General features: G+C 42.6%; 14 protein-coding genes. 4 read left to right on the forward strand and 10 right to left on the reverse strand.

What is annotated here, in order from left to right; genetic code table 11:
- Positions 1–136: 136 nt before the first annotated feature.
- Positions 137–769: a DedA family protein gene (locus ACFFRD_RS09895; RefSeq protein ID WP_114080386.1), complete on the forward strand. Its 633-nt coding sequence runs from the start codon at positions 137–139 to the stop codon at positions 767–769.
- A gap of 129 nt (positions 770–898) precedes the next feature.
- Here the strand turns inward: ACFFRD_RS09895 and ACFFRD_RS09900 are convergent, their stop codons facing one another.
- A complete protein-coding gene (locus tag ACFFRD_RS09900) occupies positions 899–2,101 on the reverse strand; it encodes an argininosuccinate synthase (protein WP_392481323.1) in 1,203 nt (400 codons plus the stop codon).
- A gap of 709 nt (positions 2,102–2,810) precedes the next feature.
- Between ACFFRD_RS09900 and ACFFRD_RS09905 the strand changes: the two genes are divergently transcribed.
- Positions 2,811–3,359, forward strand: coding sequence for a PEP-CTERM sorting domain-containing protein (locus tag ACFFRD_RS09905; RefSeq protein ID WP_392481324.1), 549 nt, complete (start codon positions 2,811–2,813; stop codon positions 3,357–3,359).
- A 645-nt stretch (positions 3,360–4,004) separates the two neighbouring features.
- On the opposite strand, the gene ACFFRD_RS09910 is transcribed toward ACFFRD_RS09905, so the two are convergent.
- Positions 4,005–6,167: a PhoX family protein gene (locus ACFFRD_RS09910; protein ID WP_392481325.1), complete on the reverse strand. Its 2,163-nt coding sequence runs from the start codon at positions 6,165–6,167 to the stop codon at positions 4,005–4,007.
- A 514-nt stretch (positions 6,168–6,681) separates the two neighbouring features.
- Between ACFFRD_RS09910 and ACFFRD_RS09915 the strand changes: the two genes are divergently transcribed.
- A complete protein-coding gene (locus ACFFRD_RS09915) occupies positions 6,682–7,635 on the forward strand; it encodes a glycosyltransferase family 2 protein (protein ID WP_392481326.1) in 954 nt (317 codons plus the stop codon).
- Between the two features lie 37 nt (positions 7,636–7,672).
- Here ACFFRD_RS09915 and recG read toward each other — a convergent pair whose 3' ends face one another.
- From recG to ACFFRD_RS09950, 7 genes are all read right to left on the reverse strand, one after another.
- On the reverse strand, positions 7,673–10,195 hold the full coding sequence (gene recG / locus ACFFRD_RS09920) for an ATP-dependent DNA helicase RecG (RefSeq protein ID WP_392481327.1): 2,523 nt from the start codon (positions 10,193–10,195) through the stop codon (positions 7,673–7,675).
- Positions 10,196–10,297: 102 nt separating this feature from the next.
- On the reverse strand, positions 10,298–11,143 hold the full coding sequence (locus ACFFRD_RS09925) for a hypothetical protein (RefSeq protein ID WP_392481328.1): 846 nt from the start codon (positions 11,141–11,143) through the stop codon (positions 10,298–10,300).
- Positions 11,144–11,358: 215 nt separating this feature from the next.
- Positions 11,359–12,303: a translation elongation factor Ts gene (tsf, locus tag ACFFRD_RS09930; RefSeq protein ID WP_179073222.1), complete on the reverse strand. Its 945-nt coding sequence runs from the start codon at positions 12,301–12,303 to the stop codon at positions 11,359–11,361.
- A 211-nt stretch (positions 12,304–12,514) separates the two neighbouring features.
- Complete coding sequence (rpsB, locus tag ACFFRD_RS09935) at positions 12,515–13,309, reverse strand: 30S ribosomal protein S2 (protein ID WP_114080498.1); 795 nt, start codon at positions 13,307–13,309, stop codon at positions 12,515–12,517.
- Positions 13,310–13,541: 232 nt separating this feature from the next.
- Entirely contained in the window at positions 13,542–13,706 is a 165-nt protein-coding gene (locus tag ACFFRD_RS09940; protein ID WP_179073221.1) for a hypothetical protein, read from the reverse strand.
- Between the two features lie 618 nt (positions 13,707–14,324).
- Positions 14,325–15,032 (reverse strand): Uma2 family endonuclease, encoded by a 708-nt coding sequence (locus ACFFRD_RS09945; RefSeq protein ID WP_392481329.1) that lies wholly within the window; start codon positions 15,030–15,032, stop codon positions 14,325–14,327.
- Positions 15,033–15,082: 50 nt separating this feature from the next.
- Positions 15,083–15,880, reverse strand: a complete 798-nt coding sequence (locus ACFFRD_RS09950) for an HAD family hydrolase (RefSeq protein ID WP_392481331.1) — start codon at positions 15,878–15,880, stop codon at positions 15,083–15,085.
- Positions 15,881–15,984: 104 nt separating this feature from the next.
- On the opposite strand from ACFFRD_RS09950, the gene ACFFRD_RS09955 reads away from it, so the two are divergent.
- Positions 15,985–16,806 (forward strand): hypothetical protein, encoded by an 822-nt coding sequence (locus ACFFRD_RS09955; RefSeq protein WP_179075522.1) that lies wholly within the window; start codon positions 15,985–15,987, stop codon positions 16,804–16,806.
- Between the two features lie 52 nt (positions 16,807–16,858).
- On the opposite strand, the gene ACFFRD_RS09960 is transcribed toward ACFFRD_RS09955, so the two are convergent.
- Positions 16,859–17,563, reverse strand: a complete 705-nt coding sequence (locus tag ACFFRD_RS09960) for a DevA family ABC transporter ATP-binding protein (protein WP_392483041.1) — start codon at positions 17,561–17,563, stop codon at positions 16,859–16,861.
- Positions 17,564–17,622 lie beyond the last annotated feature (59 nt).

A 17,622-nucleotide genomic window follows, 5' to 3' on the forward strand; every position in this document is an offset into this window, starting at 1 on the left:
ATAGAACTATGAACTATGGATTACTCAGAATTAAACTAATGACCAAATAAGTCAATGTAGCGGTTTGATTGACACCCCGCCCAAAAACAAGCAAAGATATAGTAAAAGTAAAAATTTGTAAAGACGGCGGTGCGGAATGTCTTTAGAGCTGATTTCACTAGAAAATATCCAGGAATTGGCCCATAATTACGGGTATTGGGCAATTTTTTTGGGAATTTTGCTAGAAAATTTAGGCATTCCCCTTCCTGGTGAAACCGTGACCCTTGTGGGCGGGTTTTTAGCTGGCAGCGATGAACTAAATTACTGGCTGGTTCTCGGTGACGCAATTATGGGTGCGGTAATTGGCGGCACTTGTGGCTATTGGATTGGTAGAGTTAGCGGTTGGCCTTTTCTGGTAAAAGTTGGTAGCATATTTCGGATTTCTGAAGTGCGGTTGCTGACTATTAAAGATCAATTTAGTCAAAATTCTGCTAAAGCTGTATTTTTCGGACGTTTTTTAGCATTATTGCGAGTTTTTGCGGCACCACTAGCTGGTATAGCCGAAATGCCTTTTGGAAAATTCTTTTTATACAATTTTTTAGGAGCAGTTGCTTGGGCTAGTTTGATGGTGACATTAGCTTTTTTTGCTGGCAAAATTGTCTCTTTAGAACAATTGGTTGCTTGGGTAGGTCAATTTGCGATCGCAGCTTTACTAATCATCACTGCCTTAATTGTTGTACCCCTATGGCTAGAGTCTCGCCAAGTTAAAGAAGCGAGTAGTGAAGAGTAAAACTGAGGAGTTAGGAGTAAAGTAAAAAGTTATTTTTTGAATTTTTACTTTTGTATTTTGCATTTTAACTCCTAACTCTGCCGATTTTAGATTTCTCCTTCAATCCAAAATCTAAAATTGAATTGACTCCTAACTTTTTATTTGCCGCGACCAAATGCGAGTTGGTAATCCCCAAACATAGATAAAACCTTCAGCAGCTTTATGGTCAAATTGGTCATCGGCTCCGTAGGTTGCCAAATCAGGAGTATAGAGGGAATTATCGCTCGAACGCCCAACTATCGTGGAGTTACCCTTGAATAACTTCACTCGCACAGTTCCAGAGACTCGCTCTTGTGTCTTTTGAATAAAGGCATCTAGTGCAACTTTGAGTGGACTATACCACAAACCGTTGTAAACGATTTGGCTATAAGTTTCTTCAATGCCACGCTTGTAATGGGTGACATCTGCCGTTAAAGTCAAGCTTTCTAAATCTCTATGTGCCTGGATTAGCACTAACATTGCGGGTGATTCGTAGATTTCCCGCGATTTGATGCCAACCAGACGGTTTTCAATCATATCTATCCGTCCAACGGCGTGATTTCCTACAAGCTGATTGAGTTCTTCAATTAGTTCAACTGGCTGTTTGGCTATGCCGTTGATGGTTGTGGGAATACCACCGTGGAAACCAATTTCGATGTACTCTGGCTCGTTGGGAGTGTCAGCGATCGCTTTGGTCATCTCATAAATTTCTTCTGGTGGCTCAAATGATGGATCTTCGAGTAAACCAGCTTCAATGCTACGACCGAGCAAATTTTTGTCAATGCTGTAGGGAGAAGATTTTTTGACTGGTGAGGGGATACCAAACTTCTCACCATAAGCGATGGTTTCCTCACGGCTCATACCCCATTCTCTGGCTGGTGCGAGGATTTTCAGATTGGGGTTCAGCGCGGTTACAGAGACATCAAAACGAACCTGATCGTTACCTTTGCCGGTGCAACCGTGAGCGATCGCATCAGCACCATATTTTTCAGCCGTTTCTACTAATATTTTAGCGATCAGTGGGCGGGCAAGAGCAGTTCCTAGAGGATAACGATTTTCATAAAGTGCGTTGGCTTGAATCGCTCCAAAAGCGTAATCTTTAACGAAGCTGTCTTTGACATCCGCCACGAGTGATTCACTTGCACCGGATTTGAGAGCTTTTTTTCGAATTGGCTCTAATTCATCTCCCTGACCTAAATCTGCTGCTAGGGTAATCACCTCTTCCACACCCCATTCCTGTTTGAGGTAAGGGATGCAAACGGAAGTATCCACTCCACCAGAATATGCCAGGACAACCTTTTTGGCGCGACCCATTAATTTCTCCACTTAGGACAACAAAGAATGAGTCATTATTATATCTGAACTAACCCAGGTATATTTTATTCATGCAACCGAATAACAAAATTCTCGACTTCTTAGAGAAGTTGGGAATCTTAGCCTGGCGATTTTCAGAAATTAAATAAGATTGCGATCGCTTCTACATAAAACTTTTTTATATAGCTTTGTATCAGTTTTAACCAGACTAAATAAACATTAAACCTTCAGCGATCCTTACTTGCGATCGCAGTTTTCACAGCCTGGAAGATATGACTCTGATCAAGTACACCCCGAACACCAGGGTCACTGTAAGTAGCAGAGCTATCTGTAATCTAGAAGCCTAGCGATCGCGTCAGAGTTGATTCGTAAGCACCTTGGTAGTAAACAGTTACAACCCGTTGCAATTTGCATATTTACTTACTATCAATACGTTTCCGTGAATCATTTGTATCTGATTTCATAACAATTTGACAGTAACAAATATGTTTCTAATAACAACAACTAAAGTCAGAGTTTTGAAACTTTTTCATGCTGAGTGGATCAGTGAAATGTTCACTTCATAGGAAATTTATATATAAGTGACAAGCTTAAAGATTTTATGAAAATAACCTTTTGTTTGATATTTCTTAACCTGTACGCAGTGGTTGAAAGCTTATTTAAGTGAAATTACAGGACTATTGATTTTTTAACTTTGGAGTATTTTCTGATGAAATTAGCTAAAAATCTTGGTATCGCTACCGTTGCAGCTGCCATGTCCATTGCTGCTATGAGTGCTAAACCGGTACAAGCTGCCTTGGTTAATTACGGTTTCACCGTGAATGCTACATCTGGTGACAATCCCGGTCAGTATTTCGGCTCTTTTCAATACGATGACTCAACCTTAACCAATACAGGTCTAGAGACATTGGGAGTTGAGAATGGATTAGCAGTTGCATTCAACTACTTAGGAACTAACTATACAGAGGCAGATGATATTGATTTTGACAGTTTTCCTATAGCCAGCTTTAACAATGGCGAAGTTCTGGGACTAAGCTATTTTGTTGCAGATCAGTTTTTGATTGGAAGTGATCCAAATATTCCAGATGTAGGAGGAAACAAATTTTATCTGATTGACCAATCAGTAAATACAACAGAAGTGGGTACTGTAAGCTACACTAAAGTACCTGAACCTTTAGCTGTTGGTGGTACGGCTATTGCTGGTGTTATGGGATTGTGGATGCAACGTAAGAAGAGAGCAACAAAAGTTGTGGGTTAATAGCTATAAGTAAATGGCACTAAGTTAAGATATAGCCCTTGCCCTGACTGGGAACCGCCACTCCAGTGGCTTCACCAGAGGCAGAGCTTATTCCCAGTCTTAAGACTGGGAACGAGGCGACACAAGCCTTTGGGCTTTCCTTAGTGCCATTAGATAAAAGATGAATTTAAACCCTTCCCTTTAACTGAGAAATATTGTAAGCAAATCACCTTAATCCTTGCCCGTGTTTAGGGTCAATAATTAAGGTGATTTAAAACTATTTAAGATGACTTTGCTAAATGAATCTGTTCCTATCGTCTGTGAACTACTCAGACTTGCCTACGGCTGAAGTCTGAGCTTCCCAATTCGTCGGGAATAGCCTCCAGGACTTCGTAGTACTAGAAAGTCTTACATTCCCTCCAAGGGCAGGAGTCTTGGTTCCCAAGACCCAAATCTTTGTCTTGCGACATATACTTATTAGCTTGGTTTTCGCTTGTGGCATTGATGGTCAAGACATTAACCATCCTACCAGAAAATCTTGGGCATTCGTCATACATCCAGAATTTGTCTTTACAAAGTAAAAAATCAATTCCAGATGTAATCCTCATCCCCCACTCCCTATCCCCACCTTATGAATACATTGAACGTGAGGACTTCCGTGATACGTTAAAGACCACCAATAACGCCACCGTCATTACGGGTAATTACTACCACTGATGAACGTGGGCGACCGGATGGGCCATAACCTTGACTATTAGGCCAATTGCTCACTAGCGTGGGATTCGAGGTAGTCCCACCATCACCTGGGTGCTGGATGTTCACAAACATCGCTTTGCCATCGGGTGTACTAGTAATACCAGTTACCTCACAATCCGTAGGGCTGGTCAAGAAGCGTCTAACTTGTTTGGTGTTGGGGTCAGCACATGACATCGTGTTGCTACCGATGTTTGTCAAGTCACCGCGACCATCACCTGCATGGTCAGTCTGAACCCAGAGGCGGCCGAAGTCGTCGAACCACAGACCATCTGGTGAACTTAAGTCGTCACCTTTAATGTTGCCCTTGAGATTTGGTTCGGGTCTGGTTTTGTCGCCAGCTTCAAAGAAAATATCCCATTTGAAGGTAGCTGCTGTAACGTTGCGTCCATCTTCGCGCCAGCGAATAATATGACCGTAACGGTTGTCAGGGCGTGGGTTGGGAGGATTAACGGGAGGACGCGCACCGCCTGCTGCTGTTGTGCCGTCTGGCTGGTTCGAGGAAACTGGGTTTGTGCCCCGACGAGTATTGTTGGTCAGCGTGCAATAGACTTCAATCTCTTTATATCCACCAATCCGAGGACGCACAGCTACCCACTCTGGGCGATCCATCATGGTTGCGCCGACTCGATCCGCAGCTTGTCTTGTCTTAACTAGTACTTCAGCTTGGCTTCTGAAGCCATTTTCTGGTGTTAAACCACGCTGACCATAGACCAAAGGAAGCCACTCACCAGTACCATTGTCATTGAATTTGGCAACGTACAGAACACCATTATCGAGCAAATTGCGGTTAGCTGCACGATTTCCGGGATTTAAAGGTTGGGCACAAACGAACTTGTAGATATATTCGTTGCGCTCGTCGTCACCCTGATAGAAAGCAACACGGTTATTGTCGTCAACAACAACCTGAGCGCTCTCATGCTTGAACCGACCAAGGGCAGTACGCTTAACTGGTTTGCTTTGCGGATCGTAGGGATCAATCTCAACCACCCAGCCGAATAAATGGGGTTCGAGTGGGTTGGTGCTGGCATCAAAGCGTGGATCAACTTCCGGCCAGCGATAGCTAGATGCTGTTGAAATACCGTACCGATTTTGTCCTGCTAGAATATCGGACTTTTCGATGCCCGGAATTGCAACTACATCTCGTGTAGCATTAGCAAAGTAGCCGTTCCAGTTTTCTTCACAAGTTAAATAAGTGCCCCAAGGTGTGTAGCCGTTGGCACAGTTATTGAGAGTACCATAAGCAGTATAGCCATCGTTGAGTGTGCCAGTGTCAACAGAGCCAGTTGGCTGAATTGAAAACTTTTTCGACTTTAACAATATATCGCCAGCCGCAGGCCCCGATACTCGCATCTCGGTGTTGCCTGTAATGCGGCGACCATAAGACGAATTGCGATTGAAGCTCCACTCATTACCGTTTTTGGAAATTTCTACAACAGACACACCATGAGCAGCCTGAGACTTCCGCACCTTGGCAATTGTGACTACATCCAGACCATCTGAATGCAAAATTGATTCCTGGGTATATTCATGGTTCACGCACAGCAGACCAGTATTGATGGGCTGATTTAAAAAGCCTCTAAGTGATCTTGTTTGTGAACTTACTGTCCGACCAACAACATTCTCTGGTTGTAAAGGGAAGTAGTGCATCCCATCATTGTGCATACCAAACTGCTTTTCTTGAGCAGCCGCATCTTGGGAGGCATCTGCTAACCAAGTTGGGCCGCCAGGTGCGATCGGATCTCCCCAAGCAATTAGTACTTTAGCTGTATAACCTTCAGGAACACTGACAAGATCCTTTTCCAGAAATCCTGTTACTGGATTGAGTAGATTCGGTGGGATGCTTTTAAAACCTATGCCAGCAAATCCAGTTCCCTTGGGAATCGGGGCTGCGTCAACACTTTGAAGAAACCCACCTATGGAAACATCGCCCAGAACAGTTAGCACTGACGTACCTACAGCCGTCATGATGAACCGCCGCCGACTCAGACTAACGCGGTCAATCACATCACGAATTGACTCGTTACCGGATGGGTTAAGGGTCAAATTGTTTTTAGGGTGAGAGCGTCCTTTCATTCTTTGTTCTCCATTTAAGGCTTACGAGGTTACTATTCAGTTCATCTCTCAATAAGATGAGTAATTTGGTAAAGAAAAACTCTATATATCTACATCAATTACTTAGATATTTATTGAGAATTGACACATTTTTAACAGCCAATAAATAGTAGTGAATAACAAATTCAGGCTGGCTGATGCTGCTTAGGCAGAGAAAATGATCAAGTTTTTATTAATTTAAGTACCAAGGATTAACATCAGGTTATATATTGATTAATTAGAATTTATCAACTGTTATTTTTTACGAAAAAATAAGCTTTAAAACAGTAATATGGCTTCAAGTATAAAAATCTGTAACTGAGAAAAATAATCTTGAACAGACATACAAAAATGCATATTTTCAGATTTTAAATGTGGTAAATTCATATACCTATTTTCAAATGCCCAGCAGATTGACCATTTCCGTAACCAGAATTGCATCAGGAACAGTGTCAGCGCCTCATCTGTCCTATCCTGGAGATGGGTAAATAGTGTTGTGGGTGAGACTGTGTTTTTCAGCGTTGTGATACCGACTTATAATCGCCAACCGATTTTAGAAAAGTGCCTCCGCGCCTTAGAGGTGCAAGAGTTAAGCCAGCCAAGTTCGGTTACTAATTACGAGATTGTTTTGGTGGATGATGGTTCTACTGATGGCACATTGGAGTGGTTAGCAACACACAAAGAGGAGTTTCCTCATGTGCGATGGTTTCAACAAGATCATGCTGGCCCGGCTGCGGCTCGGAATTTGGGAGTAAAAGAGGCACTGGGAGACACAATTATCTTTATTGATAGCGATTTAGTAGTGCTGAAGAATTTCCTGCAAGCTCATGCTAATGCACTGGTACAGGGACAAGAGAAATTGGGGAGCGATCGCTTTTTTACTTACGGTGCAGTTATTAATACTTGTAATTTCAATAACCCAACGGCTGAACCCTACAAAGTCACAGATTTTTCAGCAGCTTTTTTTGCTACCGGAAATGTAGCAATTCCTAAACATTGGTTAGAGAAAGCGGGACTTTTCGATACCAGCTTTCAACTCTATGGCTGGGAGGATTTAGAATTGGGTGTGCGGCTAAAAAAACTAGGTTTGACACTAATTAAATGTCCAGAAGCGGTAGGATATCACTGGCATCCAGCATTTAAGTTAGAGCAAATTCCCCGATTGATTGACCAAGAAATTCAACGCGGACGGATGGGAGTTTTATTTTATCAGAAGCATCCCACATGGGAAGTGCGAATGATGATTCAAATGACTTGGCTACATCGCTTACTTTGGGGGATTTTGTCACTTAATGGCGCACTTAATGAACGGACAATGGCTCCATTGTTGCAATGGCTAATTAATTTAGGCAAACCGCAATTAGCTTTAGAAATTGCTCGAATCTTTCTCAATTGGTACAACGTGAAGGGTGTCTATGAAGCCTATGCCGAAATGCAGCAAGCATTGTGATTAAATACCTATGAGATTGGTATTTTATCCGGTCACATTACGTCAAAATCGCTCCACCCATCAACCGCTCATATCGATACTTCAACTCTTCTTTCATCAAATACCAGCGCTCTAGAGTAACATCCATCTCTATTATTTTTTCTGCTGCTTGCCGCGCTAAAAGTAAAACTTCTTCATCTTCAACCAAACTTGCTAAGGTAAAATCTGGCACTCCCGATTGACGAGTTCCCAGTACTTGCCCTGGGCCACGAAAACGCATATCCATTTCGGAGATGAAAAAACCATCCTGGGATTGTTCTAATACCTTCAACCGTTGTTGAGCATCAGGATTTCTGGAACTGCTCATCAACAGACAGTAAGATTGAGCCGCGCCACGACCGACACGCCCGCGCAGTTGGTGGAGTTGCGATAAACCAAATCGCTCTGCATTTTCAATTAGCATGACTGTAGCATTAGGTACGTCTACACCCACCTCAACAACTGTAGTAGAAACTAAAACCTGTGTTTGGTTATCACGAAATTTGGTTATCGCGTCGTCCTTATCGGCTGAACTCATGCGACCATGTAGCAGCCCTACTTGAAAATCAGGAAAAACGCTTTCTTGTAACTTTTGATGCTCATCAACAGCCGATCGCAAATCCAGTTTTTCTGATTCTTCTACCAAGGGCAAAACCACATAAACTTGTCTACCTTGAGCAATTTCTCGCCGGATTAGGTCGTAAGCATGGTTGCGTTGCTGACCCGACAATACTGTTGTCTGAATCTTTTGCCGTCCTGGTGGTAACTCATCAATTTGGCTTACGTCCAAATCCCCGTGTATCGTCAGTGCTAAGGTTCGGGGAATCGGGGTAGCGGTCATAGTTAACACATGGGGTTGTTCGCCTTTTTGCTGCAAACGTGCCCGTTGTTCTACCCCAAAGCGATGCTGTTCATCTATCACCACTAAGCCCAGTTGCTGGAAGTTTACAGAGTCTTGAATTAAGGCATGAGTTCCTACTAACAGAGGTAATTCACCAGTTCCTAACTGAGAATGTATTTGTCTTCGTTTTGCAGTTTTTGTAGAACCTGTCAGTAATTCCACTGGTAAATGCAAGAGGTTAAACCAACTAACTAACTTGCGATAATGTTGTTCTGCCAAAACTTCTGTGGGAGCCATCAACGCTGCTTGGTAGCCAGATTGAATTGCTGCAAGGATAGCTAACACGGCGACGACTGTTTTACCAGAACCAACATCACCTTGCACCAAACGATTCATGGGTACAGGTTTTTGTAAGTCGTTGAGGATGTCGTTGAGAACTCGTTGCTGTGCGCCAGTGAGTTTGAAAGGCAATATTTCGTGAAACTTCTCTACAAGTTGACCGCGTGGAACCAGAATGGCACTAGTTTGAATCGCTCTTGCTTGCTGCTGACGTTGCAGTAACCCAAGTTGTAGGTAGAAAAATTCATCAAAAACTAGGCGACGACGGGCAACTTGTAGGGCAGCGCTATCGCTGGGAAAATGGATATTAGCGATCGCATCTTTCAATTCCATCAAACCATATTTCTGTCGCAAACCACTTGGTAAAGGATCTTTCAGGTTAGCCGCAGCAGGTAAAGCAGCAATTACCGCCTGTCGGACTGTATTCGCTACCACGCCTTCAGTCAATCCATAAATTGGCACTACTCGCCCAATATTCAGCGACTCAATCGAATCTCCTGGATTTCCCAAAACCTCTAGTTCTGGATTATCTAATGTCAAGCCGTATTTACTTTCTTTCACCAACCCGCAGGCCGCTAGAATACTACCTACTGCATAACGGCGTTTTAAACTTTCTTGCCAAGCACGACTACTAAAGCGCGTACCTGCGTAAAAACGACCAATTTTGATTTGACCGCTATTATCTTTTACGACCAGTTCTAAAATTGATAATTTCTGATTTTTAGGGCTAGTAAAGCAGTTGCAACGCTTCACTGTAGCCACTATTGTCACCGTCTCACCCGCCTGTAACTCGCGGATATTCACCTGACGCGCATAATCAATGTGGTCACGAGGATAATAGAAAAGCAAGTCGCGGACAGTGTGTAAACCAAGCCGTGCCAAATTATCAGCTTTTTTGAAACCTATTTCTGGTAAATCACTGAGTTTTTGGTCAATTTTCGGTGCAAGTCTCCGATTCACCTCAGTGATAATTTTAGATTTTGGGTCGCGCCTTTGGTGCGCTGGAAGTGCAACTTGGATTTTGGATTGATAAATTCTCCCCTGCTCCCCTGCTCCCCTGCTCCTCTGCTCCCCTTGCTCCCCCTGTTCATCTTGCTGTAGTTGAGAAAGATACCTACGAGTTTCTGCTACTAAATGTTGTCTTTCTTCCAGCGCTAGATGCGGATAACTAGCAAATTGCACTGCTAGTCCTTGCCAACGGCGGCGTTCAGTTTGGGGCAAGCCTGTTGGGAATTTGCCCAAAGTCAGGCTTAAAAATTCACTGAAGCGATATTCTCTGCCCATCAAGTCTGTAAAGCCCCGTTCGGCTTCTATTGCCAAGGCTTTGTGCAATCGTATCCAATCTGGTTTTTCATTAGTCATTGGTCATTGGTCATTGGTCATTAGTCATTAGTCATTAGTCATTGGTCATTGGTCATTGGTCATTGGTCATTTGACTCTGGACAAAGGACAAAGGACAAATGACTAATCCTCAAACCAACTAGCACGCCATGCAGCTTCAGCTTCTGCGATCGCTCTTTCACGATGTTTCTTTTGATACTCTCGTCCTAGCTTGTTTAGCTGGACTAAAATACTGCGGATTTGCCTGCGCTCAGATGAGAGTGTCACATCAGCAAATTCAATTTCTCCTAGCCGCAAGTTAATAGCCATGATTTGCGTCAGCCCAGAATCTTCTGACTGCTGCTCATTTTCAATTTCAATTACTAAGTTTAATAAGTTGGGTGGCCCTGGCATGACCTCAGCCGATGCTTCTGATGCAGCCGCAGCCGCAGCCGCTAAAATCGGTTCTGGTAATTTTTTAGGTAATACTCCAGATTTTTGTATTAAAACATTAGCATCATGCGATAGTTTTTTCAGTATATCTTGCGTTACTTCTTCTAAGTTCTGTTGCCATTTTACTAGTTCTATAGGATTAGAGGTGTCGGCGGTGAGAGACTGAGAATTCGAGGTGTCCAGAAGTTCAGAAGATGTTACTTCCTGATTCTCCTCATCTTCATCTTCTTCATCTCCTTTATCTAACCCAGCTTCCTCACTCTTAATAGAAGTGAGCAACTGCTCCGCAGCCACTTGCCCCAACTTGCGGATGGCTTGTTGCAATTGCTGGCGCTGATTCAATGACAAATGCAGAAAGTTTTCGGGATACCCCTTTGTACAAAGGTGATAACTCGCCAGAATCAACTGTTTTCGTACAGCTAGCCCCAAGGTGTTTAGATAACTAGCATAAGCGGTTTGTAGTTCTACTGCGATCGCCCGAATCGCTTCTTTTAATGCTGCAATATCCCGTTCAATTCGCTCGATTGCTCTTGCCATATCTTTTCGTTCTTGTCCATGTGAACTATTACATAGTACAAATGTACGAATTTATTTTATAATAACTTCCCAAAGAAGTTTAGATTTTAAATTAAGTGCGATATTTCGCGTCTCTATTAAAAAAACACAGGTCAGGCTATTTGCTTGACCTGTTTGGTAAAGAGTCATTTGTCCTTTGTCATTTGTGAATGACCAATGACCAATGACCAATAATATTACTTACCGCCCATTTGTGCAGCGACTTCATCAGCAAAGCTAATTTCTTGCTTCTCAATGCCTTCGCCCAATATATAGCGGACAAAGCGAGTCACTTGAATATCTTCGCCTAATTGCGCCTTCGATTGCTTAAAGAGGTCTTCCACGGAAATACTCTGATCGCGGATGTAAGGCTGATCGATCAAAGTCAATTCTTTCAGGCGTTTTTCAATCCGTCCCTGAACAATCTTTTCTTTGATATTCTCTGGCTTATTTGCCAAATCATCCTTGCCCATTTCAATATTTTTTTCTTTTTGGGCGACTTCGGCGGGGATTTGGTCTACGCTCACATACTCGACATTTGGACAAGCCGCAACTTGCATTGCAGTGTTTCGTGCCAAGTTTTGAAACTCTGAATTAGCAGCTACTGACTCAGTTTGGGAACCCAGTTCTACTAATACACCAACTCGACCGCCAGTGTGAATGTAGCTGTCTACTACGCCTTGTGTGCCTTCTGCTATTGCAAAATTAACAAAGCGGCGCACTTGAATGTTTTCACCGAGCGTAGCAATCGTTTGCTTGATGAATTCTTCTACAGTTCCGCTTGTACTATCAGCATACTGTTGAGCCAATAAAGACTCAACACTATCAGCAGTCGCTGCTTGCTTTGCCAGATTCTTAACTAAAGCTTTAAAAGCCTCGTTACGAGCAACAAAGTCGGTTTGGCAGTTGACTTCAATGAGTACACCCACTCGACCACCTGGCTGAATGTAAGTGTCTACTAGACCTTCTGCCGCAATGCGATCGCTTTTTGCCCCCGCTTTAGAGATGCCCTTTTTCCGTAGCCAGTCTGCGGCTTCTTCTACATTGCCTTCAGTCTCAATCAGCGCCTTTTTGCAGTCCATCATGCCGGCACCAGTTTTTTGGCGTAGCTCTTGGACGAGTTTTGCAGATATTTCCGCCATTTTGCCTCAATTCCTAACTTGACCTCGAGTTGTAATCACTCACCTAATTTAGTGCTGAGTGCTGAGTTTTGAGTGTTCAGTCATCAATTTTATTCTTCATTGACAAATCACAACTTAATAACTTCAAAAATCAAGACTCAGCACTATCAAATTTGCTGAGTCTTTCTATCTTACTCAGCACGGGCTAAACCTTAGCTTTCCGCTAACAGCACTATTCTTCTGGTTCCTCTTCGGGAATTACGGCATCAGTATATTCGGTTTCTTCGTAGTCATCGTCATACTCACTACCGTCGTAATCTTCGTAATCATCTTCAGCATCTAGCTGACCGTGACGACCTTCATAAATGGCATCTGCCAATTTTCCGACTATCAGCTTAATTGATCTGATAGCATCGTCGTTTGCTGGGATGGGGATATCTACTACATCTGGATCGCAGTTTGTATCCAACATGGAGACAATGGGAATATTCAGCTTTTGGCATTCTTGAACTGCGTTATATTCCCGTCGTTGGTCTACGATTACCACGATATCGGGCACTTTCCGCATTGTTTTAATGCCGCCTAAATATTTCTGAAGCTTCGTCATTTCCCGACGTAGCATTGAAGCTTCTTTTTTCGGTAATAAATCTAGTGCGCCAGTTTCTTCACGGCGTTCTAAATCTTTTAAACGGTCAACCCGTGTTTTGATTGTTGCCCAGTTGGTCAACATTCCGCCCAACCAGCGTTGGTTAATGTAGTGGGAACCACAACGACTAGCTTCTTGGGCGATAATTCCAGCTGCTTGGCGCTTGGTGCCGACAAAAAGAAATTTCTTCCCTTGTTCAGCGTGCGATCGCATGTAATTGTAAGCATTATCCATCAACTGGGCAGTTTGCACCAAGTCGATAATATGCACACCATTGCGGGAAGTATAAATGTAAGGAGACATTTTTGGGTTCCAACGCCGGGTCTGATGCCCAAAGTGAACCCCTGACTCCATCATTTGAGCCAATGAAACTACTGGCATATATTTTCTAACTCCTATTCGGGTTAAACCTCCATCCAAGTGCATTTCCCAATCTGGGAAACACCCGAATTCTCAGATGTGCGAGATTAGTTAACCATACTAGGTTAGCACATTCGCTAGAGTGTTTGGTAAGGGCGATAAAAAGCGCTGCCCACTCAACAATAGGAAGCGCTATGCTTTTATTTAACTCAGAAATTACCAATTAGTTAAACTAGCCCAAAAAACCTATCTACTAGCGTTCTTCCTCATCCTTGGGCTTGGGTTTTTGTCGTCTTTGTTCTACCTGCTCGTCGATAGTTTCTCTCATTTTGCGATCGGCAGCGTCCATCGCAGAATACTTAAAACGGTTGATTATGCCACTGAAGAAGTTGCTAAAGAATCTTTCAATTTCCTGCATAATTTAATACCTCGGTATTTAAAGGTAAATTCTTGACTTTACATTGGTCTTGGAATTTCTATTGGAAGTTGTAAATAAAACGCTAACCTCTGAAAATCACTGTATAAAACAGTTTCCTCAATCAAATTAGTACTGTTGAGATTTCTGAGATTGAAACGTGGTATACCCCATATATTGTATTCTGTCTAAGGTAATAAATATAGCAAAGACATAAGTAACAAATTGTTTACTTGGGATTGGGCTGAGATAGAAGCAAAACTTGGTAGATGATCTCGAACGGCTTAATTTTCTGTTGTAAATTAATGGGTGAAAAATTCAGATATAGCAAATTACCAAACCCAGACAGGGTAAAGTTTTTCAAACCGTATTGCAGTAAATTACACGTATCTTAGTTTCATAACCACTTGAAAATAGATCGCTAAATATTCACGTCTTTATGATTAGATTTCCTGATGTCTAGTGATTTATGTCTCAAAGACGATGAGGTTTGAGGGTACTACCATGAAACTATTATTACCCAGTAAAATGGATGCAATATCTACGACGGATATAGCTACAGCAACTTCTGGACTTACAGCCTGTATGTTACTGAATAGTATCAGGGTCTACATTAAGCGATCACAACCTTGCCTTTAACTGTTCTACCTGCAATTCTGCCTGTTCTGCTCGTTGGCGTTCCTGTTCTGATCGTTGACGTTCCTGTTCTACCAGTTCTTCTGCTTGCTGTCTTGCTAAAACTTCCTGTCGTAAAGCTTCTGCCAGTTCATTTGGGATGAGTAATTTTTCCCCATTATTTTCTCGATAAAACCCAATTAACCTTCCCTCAACCACCAAACGCAGTTGTAACGGTTCACTACGTCCATCCTCTATCGGTTCGTAGATTTCTCCCCGCAAGCGATAGCCACGTAGCTGTTGTTCCACCCACTCACCTTTAGGGTCAAATAGCCAGTATTCCTTGACATCTAACTGCTCATAGAGGGTCTTTTTAAAGATTTCGTCTTGTCCCTTAGTCCCAAAGGATGTCATTTCAAAAATAACTGTGGGTACTTGACCCTCTTCCCAGATTTTATAGTTGTCCCGACCACCGGGTGCAACATCAAAAATCACCATCACATCTGGGGCTACCCGCAACTTAGGAAAGCCTTGTGCATAGTAAAGAAATTGATTTCCCAATACTGTTGCCTGACTATTTGCCAAATACTGTTGCAGGACTTCTAAGGTAGTTAGCAAGGCATAAAGGTGGTCGTAAGTTTCTGCCACTGGTTGACCATCAGCACTGGGGTAGAATATTTCTGATTCGACACTAACAGGTAGAGTAGCCGTCATAGTTGTAAAATCAGTGCTACGAGATTATTGTAGAACAACTTTACTTCTCCCTAACTTGGTATGTGCAAGCTTTTCAAAATATAACTAGATAACTCGCAAAATCCATCACCTTCAGCAGCATTGGTAATATAAGCGGGGTGATATTTCAACTGATTCACATATTCCAAAACGTTTGCCACGCCTACAGAAACAGGAAAATAACGCCGATCAAATAAACTTTCATCATTGGGACTATCGCCAACAGTGACAATTTGTTCTGGTGAATACTGGGGCAAATATTCGCGCAATACCTGCAACAATCCCACAGCTTTATCTTGCCCTTGGGGTTTAATGTGACACTGCACGTTGCTATAGGTAAATCCCCAACCCATTTGTTGACAAAGACTGTCTAGGGTTTGTAGTTCATCTTGACTCAAACCAGCTACATCAAAAGTCCAGTCAGTGACGCGAAAGCGATTATCAGCAGATTCTTGGATTTGAGGAAATTTAGTTTGTAAATTTTCAAACGTCGTAGCCAAGTGCTGGCGATGTTTGGCTAAATCGGAAATAGGTGTTAATACTACTGGTTTGTGATTCCCCGGTGGAAAGTACAAACCACCATTTTCTGCGATCGCACCTGCCACCGGCATCAGGCTACTCAATCCACTCACCCACCCAGCAGAACGCCCTGTAACAATCAGCACCTTAATGTCAACTGCTGCTAAATCCTCTAAAGCTTGTAGCAGTGGGGTAGTAAATTTTCCTCGTCTAGTTAGCGTGCCATCCATGTCTGTGGCTATCAGACGAATATTGCTAAAGCTTGTAGATGAAACGTCAGACAGAACAGGGACGCTCTGGTGTCTGGACATACGCGGTTTTGTAAAAACTGTTAAAAATATTAATGATACAGCAAGATGGCATTGAAGATTTGGGCATCCTAAACATCAGGAGTCAAGTTTTTCAGTTTCCAACCATGCCCACTTCGATGTATCTTGCCCAATCATCAGGATCAAAGCCTAAAAAGGCATCCCAGGAAGTGCCAGCAAGTAATCCTCAAATACCAACGTTATTGTTGGTAACTTCTGGAGGACTGGCTTTAGTGGTGATTGCTTTGATTGTATATAGTAAACTCCAGATGGATAAGCTGGAGAAAAAAATTAAGTTTGAACAATTCCGGGCGCGAGAATTAGAGAAAAAGTTTAAGCTGGCGCTGGAAACGATTCGCAAAATGGAAACTAATCCCGATTTGGTCAACTCACGGGATTTTAACCTAGATTATCTGCGAATGCGGATGTCAGAGGAGGTGTTTCATTTTGCAATCCTTAATCAAGTGAAGATTCAGATCAAAGAAAAAGTTACTCAAGCCCTGCGGCCAAATCAAGCGCAACAAGGATCTGTCGGAATTGCTAATAGCGCTGGACGGCAAGTAGATGAAATTTTTGATGTAGAGTATGAAACTGGTAGTCCAGGAAATTCTGCTAAACGAGTGCTGTTCCGCATTCAAGTCCGGTTAATGAAGTTACCAACGCAAGCAACTTCTGCAACTATTAGTCAAATTATTGACTGTATAGAAACTTACCTAAGCCCCATAGAAGATGAAGATAGTTGGCAACCAACAATTCAAGGTCGGATTGCTACTATGCATTGGGATCAAAAGGCTAAACCCACGCCTCTGCTGGTTCTGGAGCAATCGAATGAAGGTGTGAATGTAACCTTCCGTACTAGTCGCCAACCAAATGCCCCAACTCCGCCAAACCAACCTGGAATGAAAAAATCAGGCTCGGCTAGACAATAAATTATGGCTGTCATTGGTCATTAGTTATTGGTCATTTAGAAAGGACAAATGACTAAATGGGTGCATTTGAGGAATTACGGGTTAAAAGACCATCTTCCATTTCTACGATGCGATCGGCTATGTCTAAAATGCGGTTGTCGTGTGTCACTAATAAGATGGTGGTTCCCTGATTTTTGGCTAGACTCTGCATTATTTCCACAACATCGCGTCCTGATTGTTTGTCTAATGCTGCTGTTGGTTCGTCTGCTAGCACCAGTGGGGGACGATTTACTAAGGCGCGAGCGATCGCAATTCTTTGTTTCTGTCCACCAGAAAGATTATCTGGGTAGTAATCAACTCGTTCTTCTAAACCAACAGACCCCAGCATGGCTTTTGATTTAGCCATTGCTTCTGTTTGAGAAATATTATCATTCAACTCTACCGCCATCTGCACATTTTGCTTTGCAGTCAAGAACCCTAGTAAATTGTGAGCTTGAAAAATATAACCAATGTTGCGTCGCATTTGTACCAGTTTGTTTTGACTGACACCAACGAGTTCTTCACCTAGAAATTTTAAACTTCCCTCTTGTACAGACCGCAAGCCACCAATTAAGCTCAGTAATGTAGTTTTACCGGAACCTGATGGCCCAGTCATAATTACAATTTCACCAGGATAAATTTCTAGGTTGATGTCAAATAATATCTGTTTTCTCAATGCGCCTTTGCCATAGTAATGATTGAGATTCTTAATGGCAATTACAGGTTCTTTTTCCATCATGTTTCTATTAGCTGTAAGTTGGGTTTTCAAAAATTAAGTTTTCTTAATTCTCAACTATA

The organism is Nostoc sp. C110 (genome assembly GCF_043099725.1).
Lineage (GTDB): Bacteria > Cyanobacteriota > Cyanobacteriia > Cyanobacteriales > Nostocaceae > Nostoc > Nostoc muscorum_A.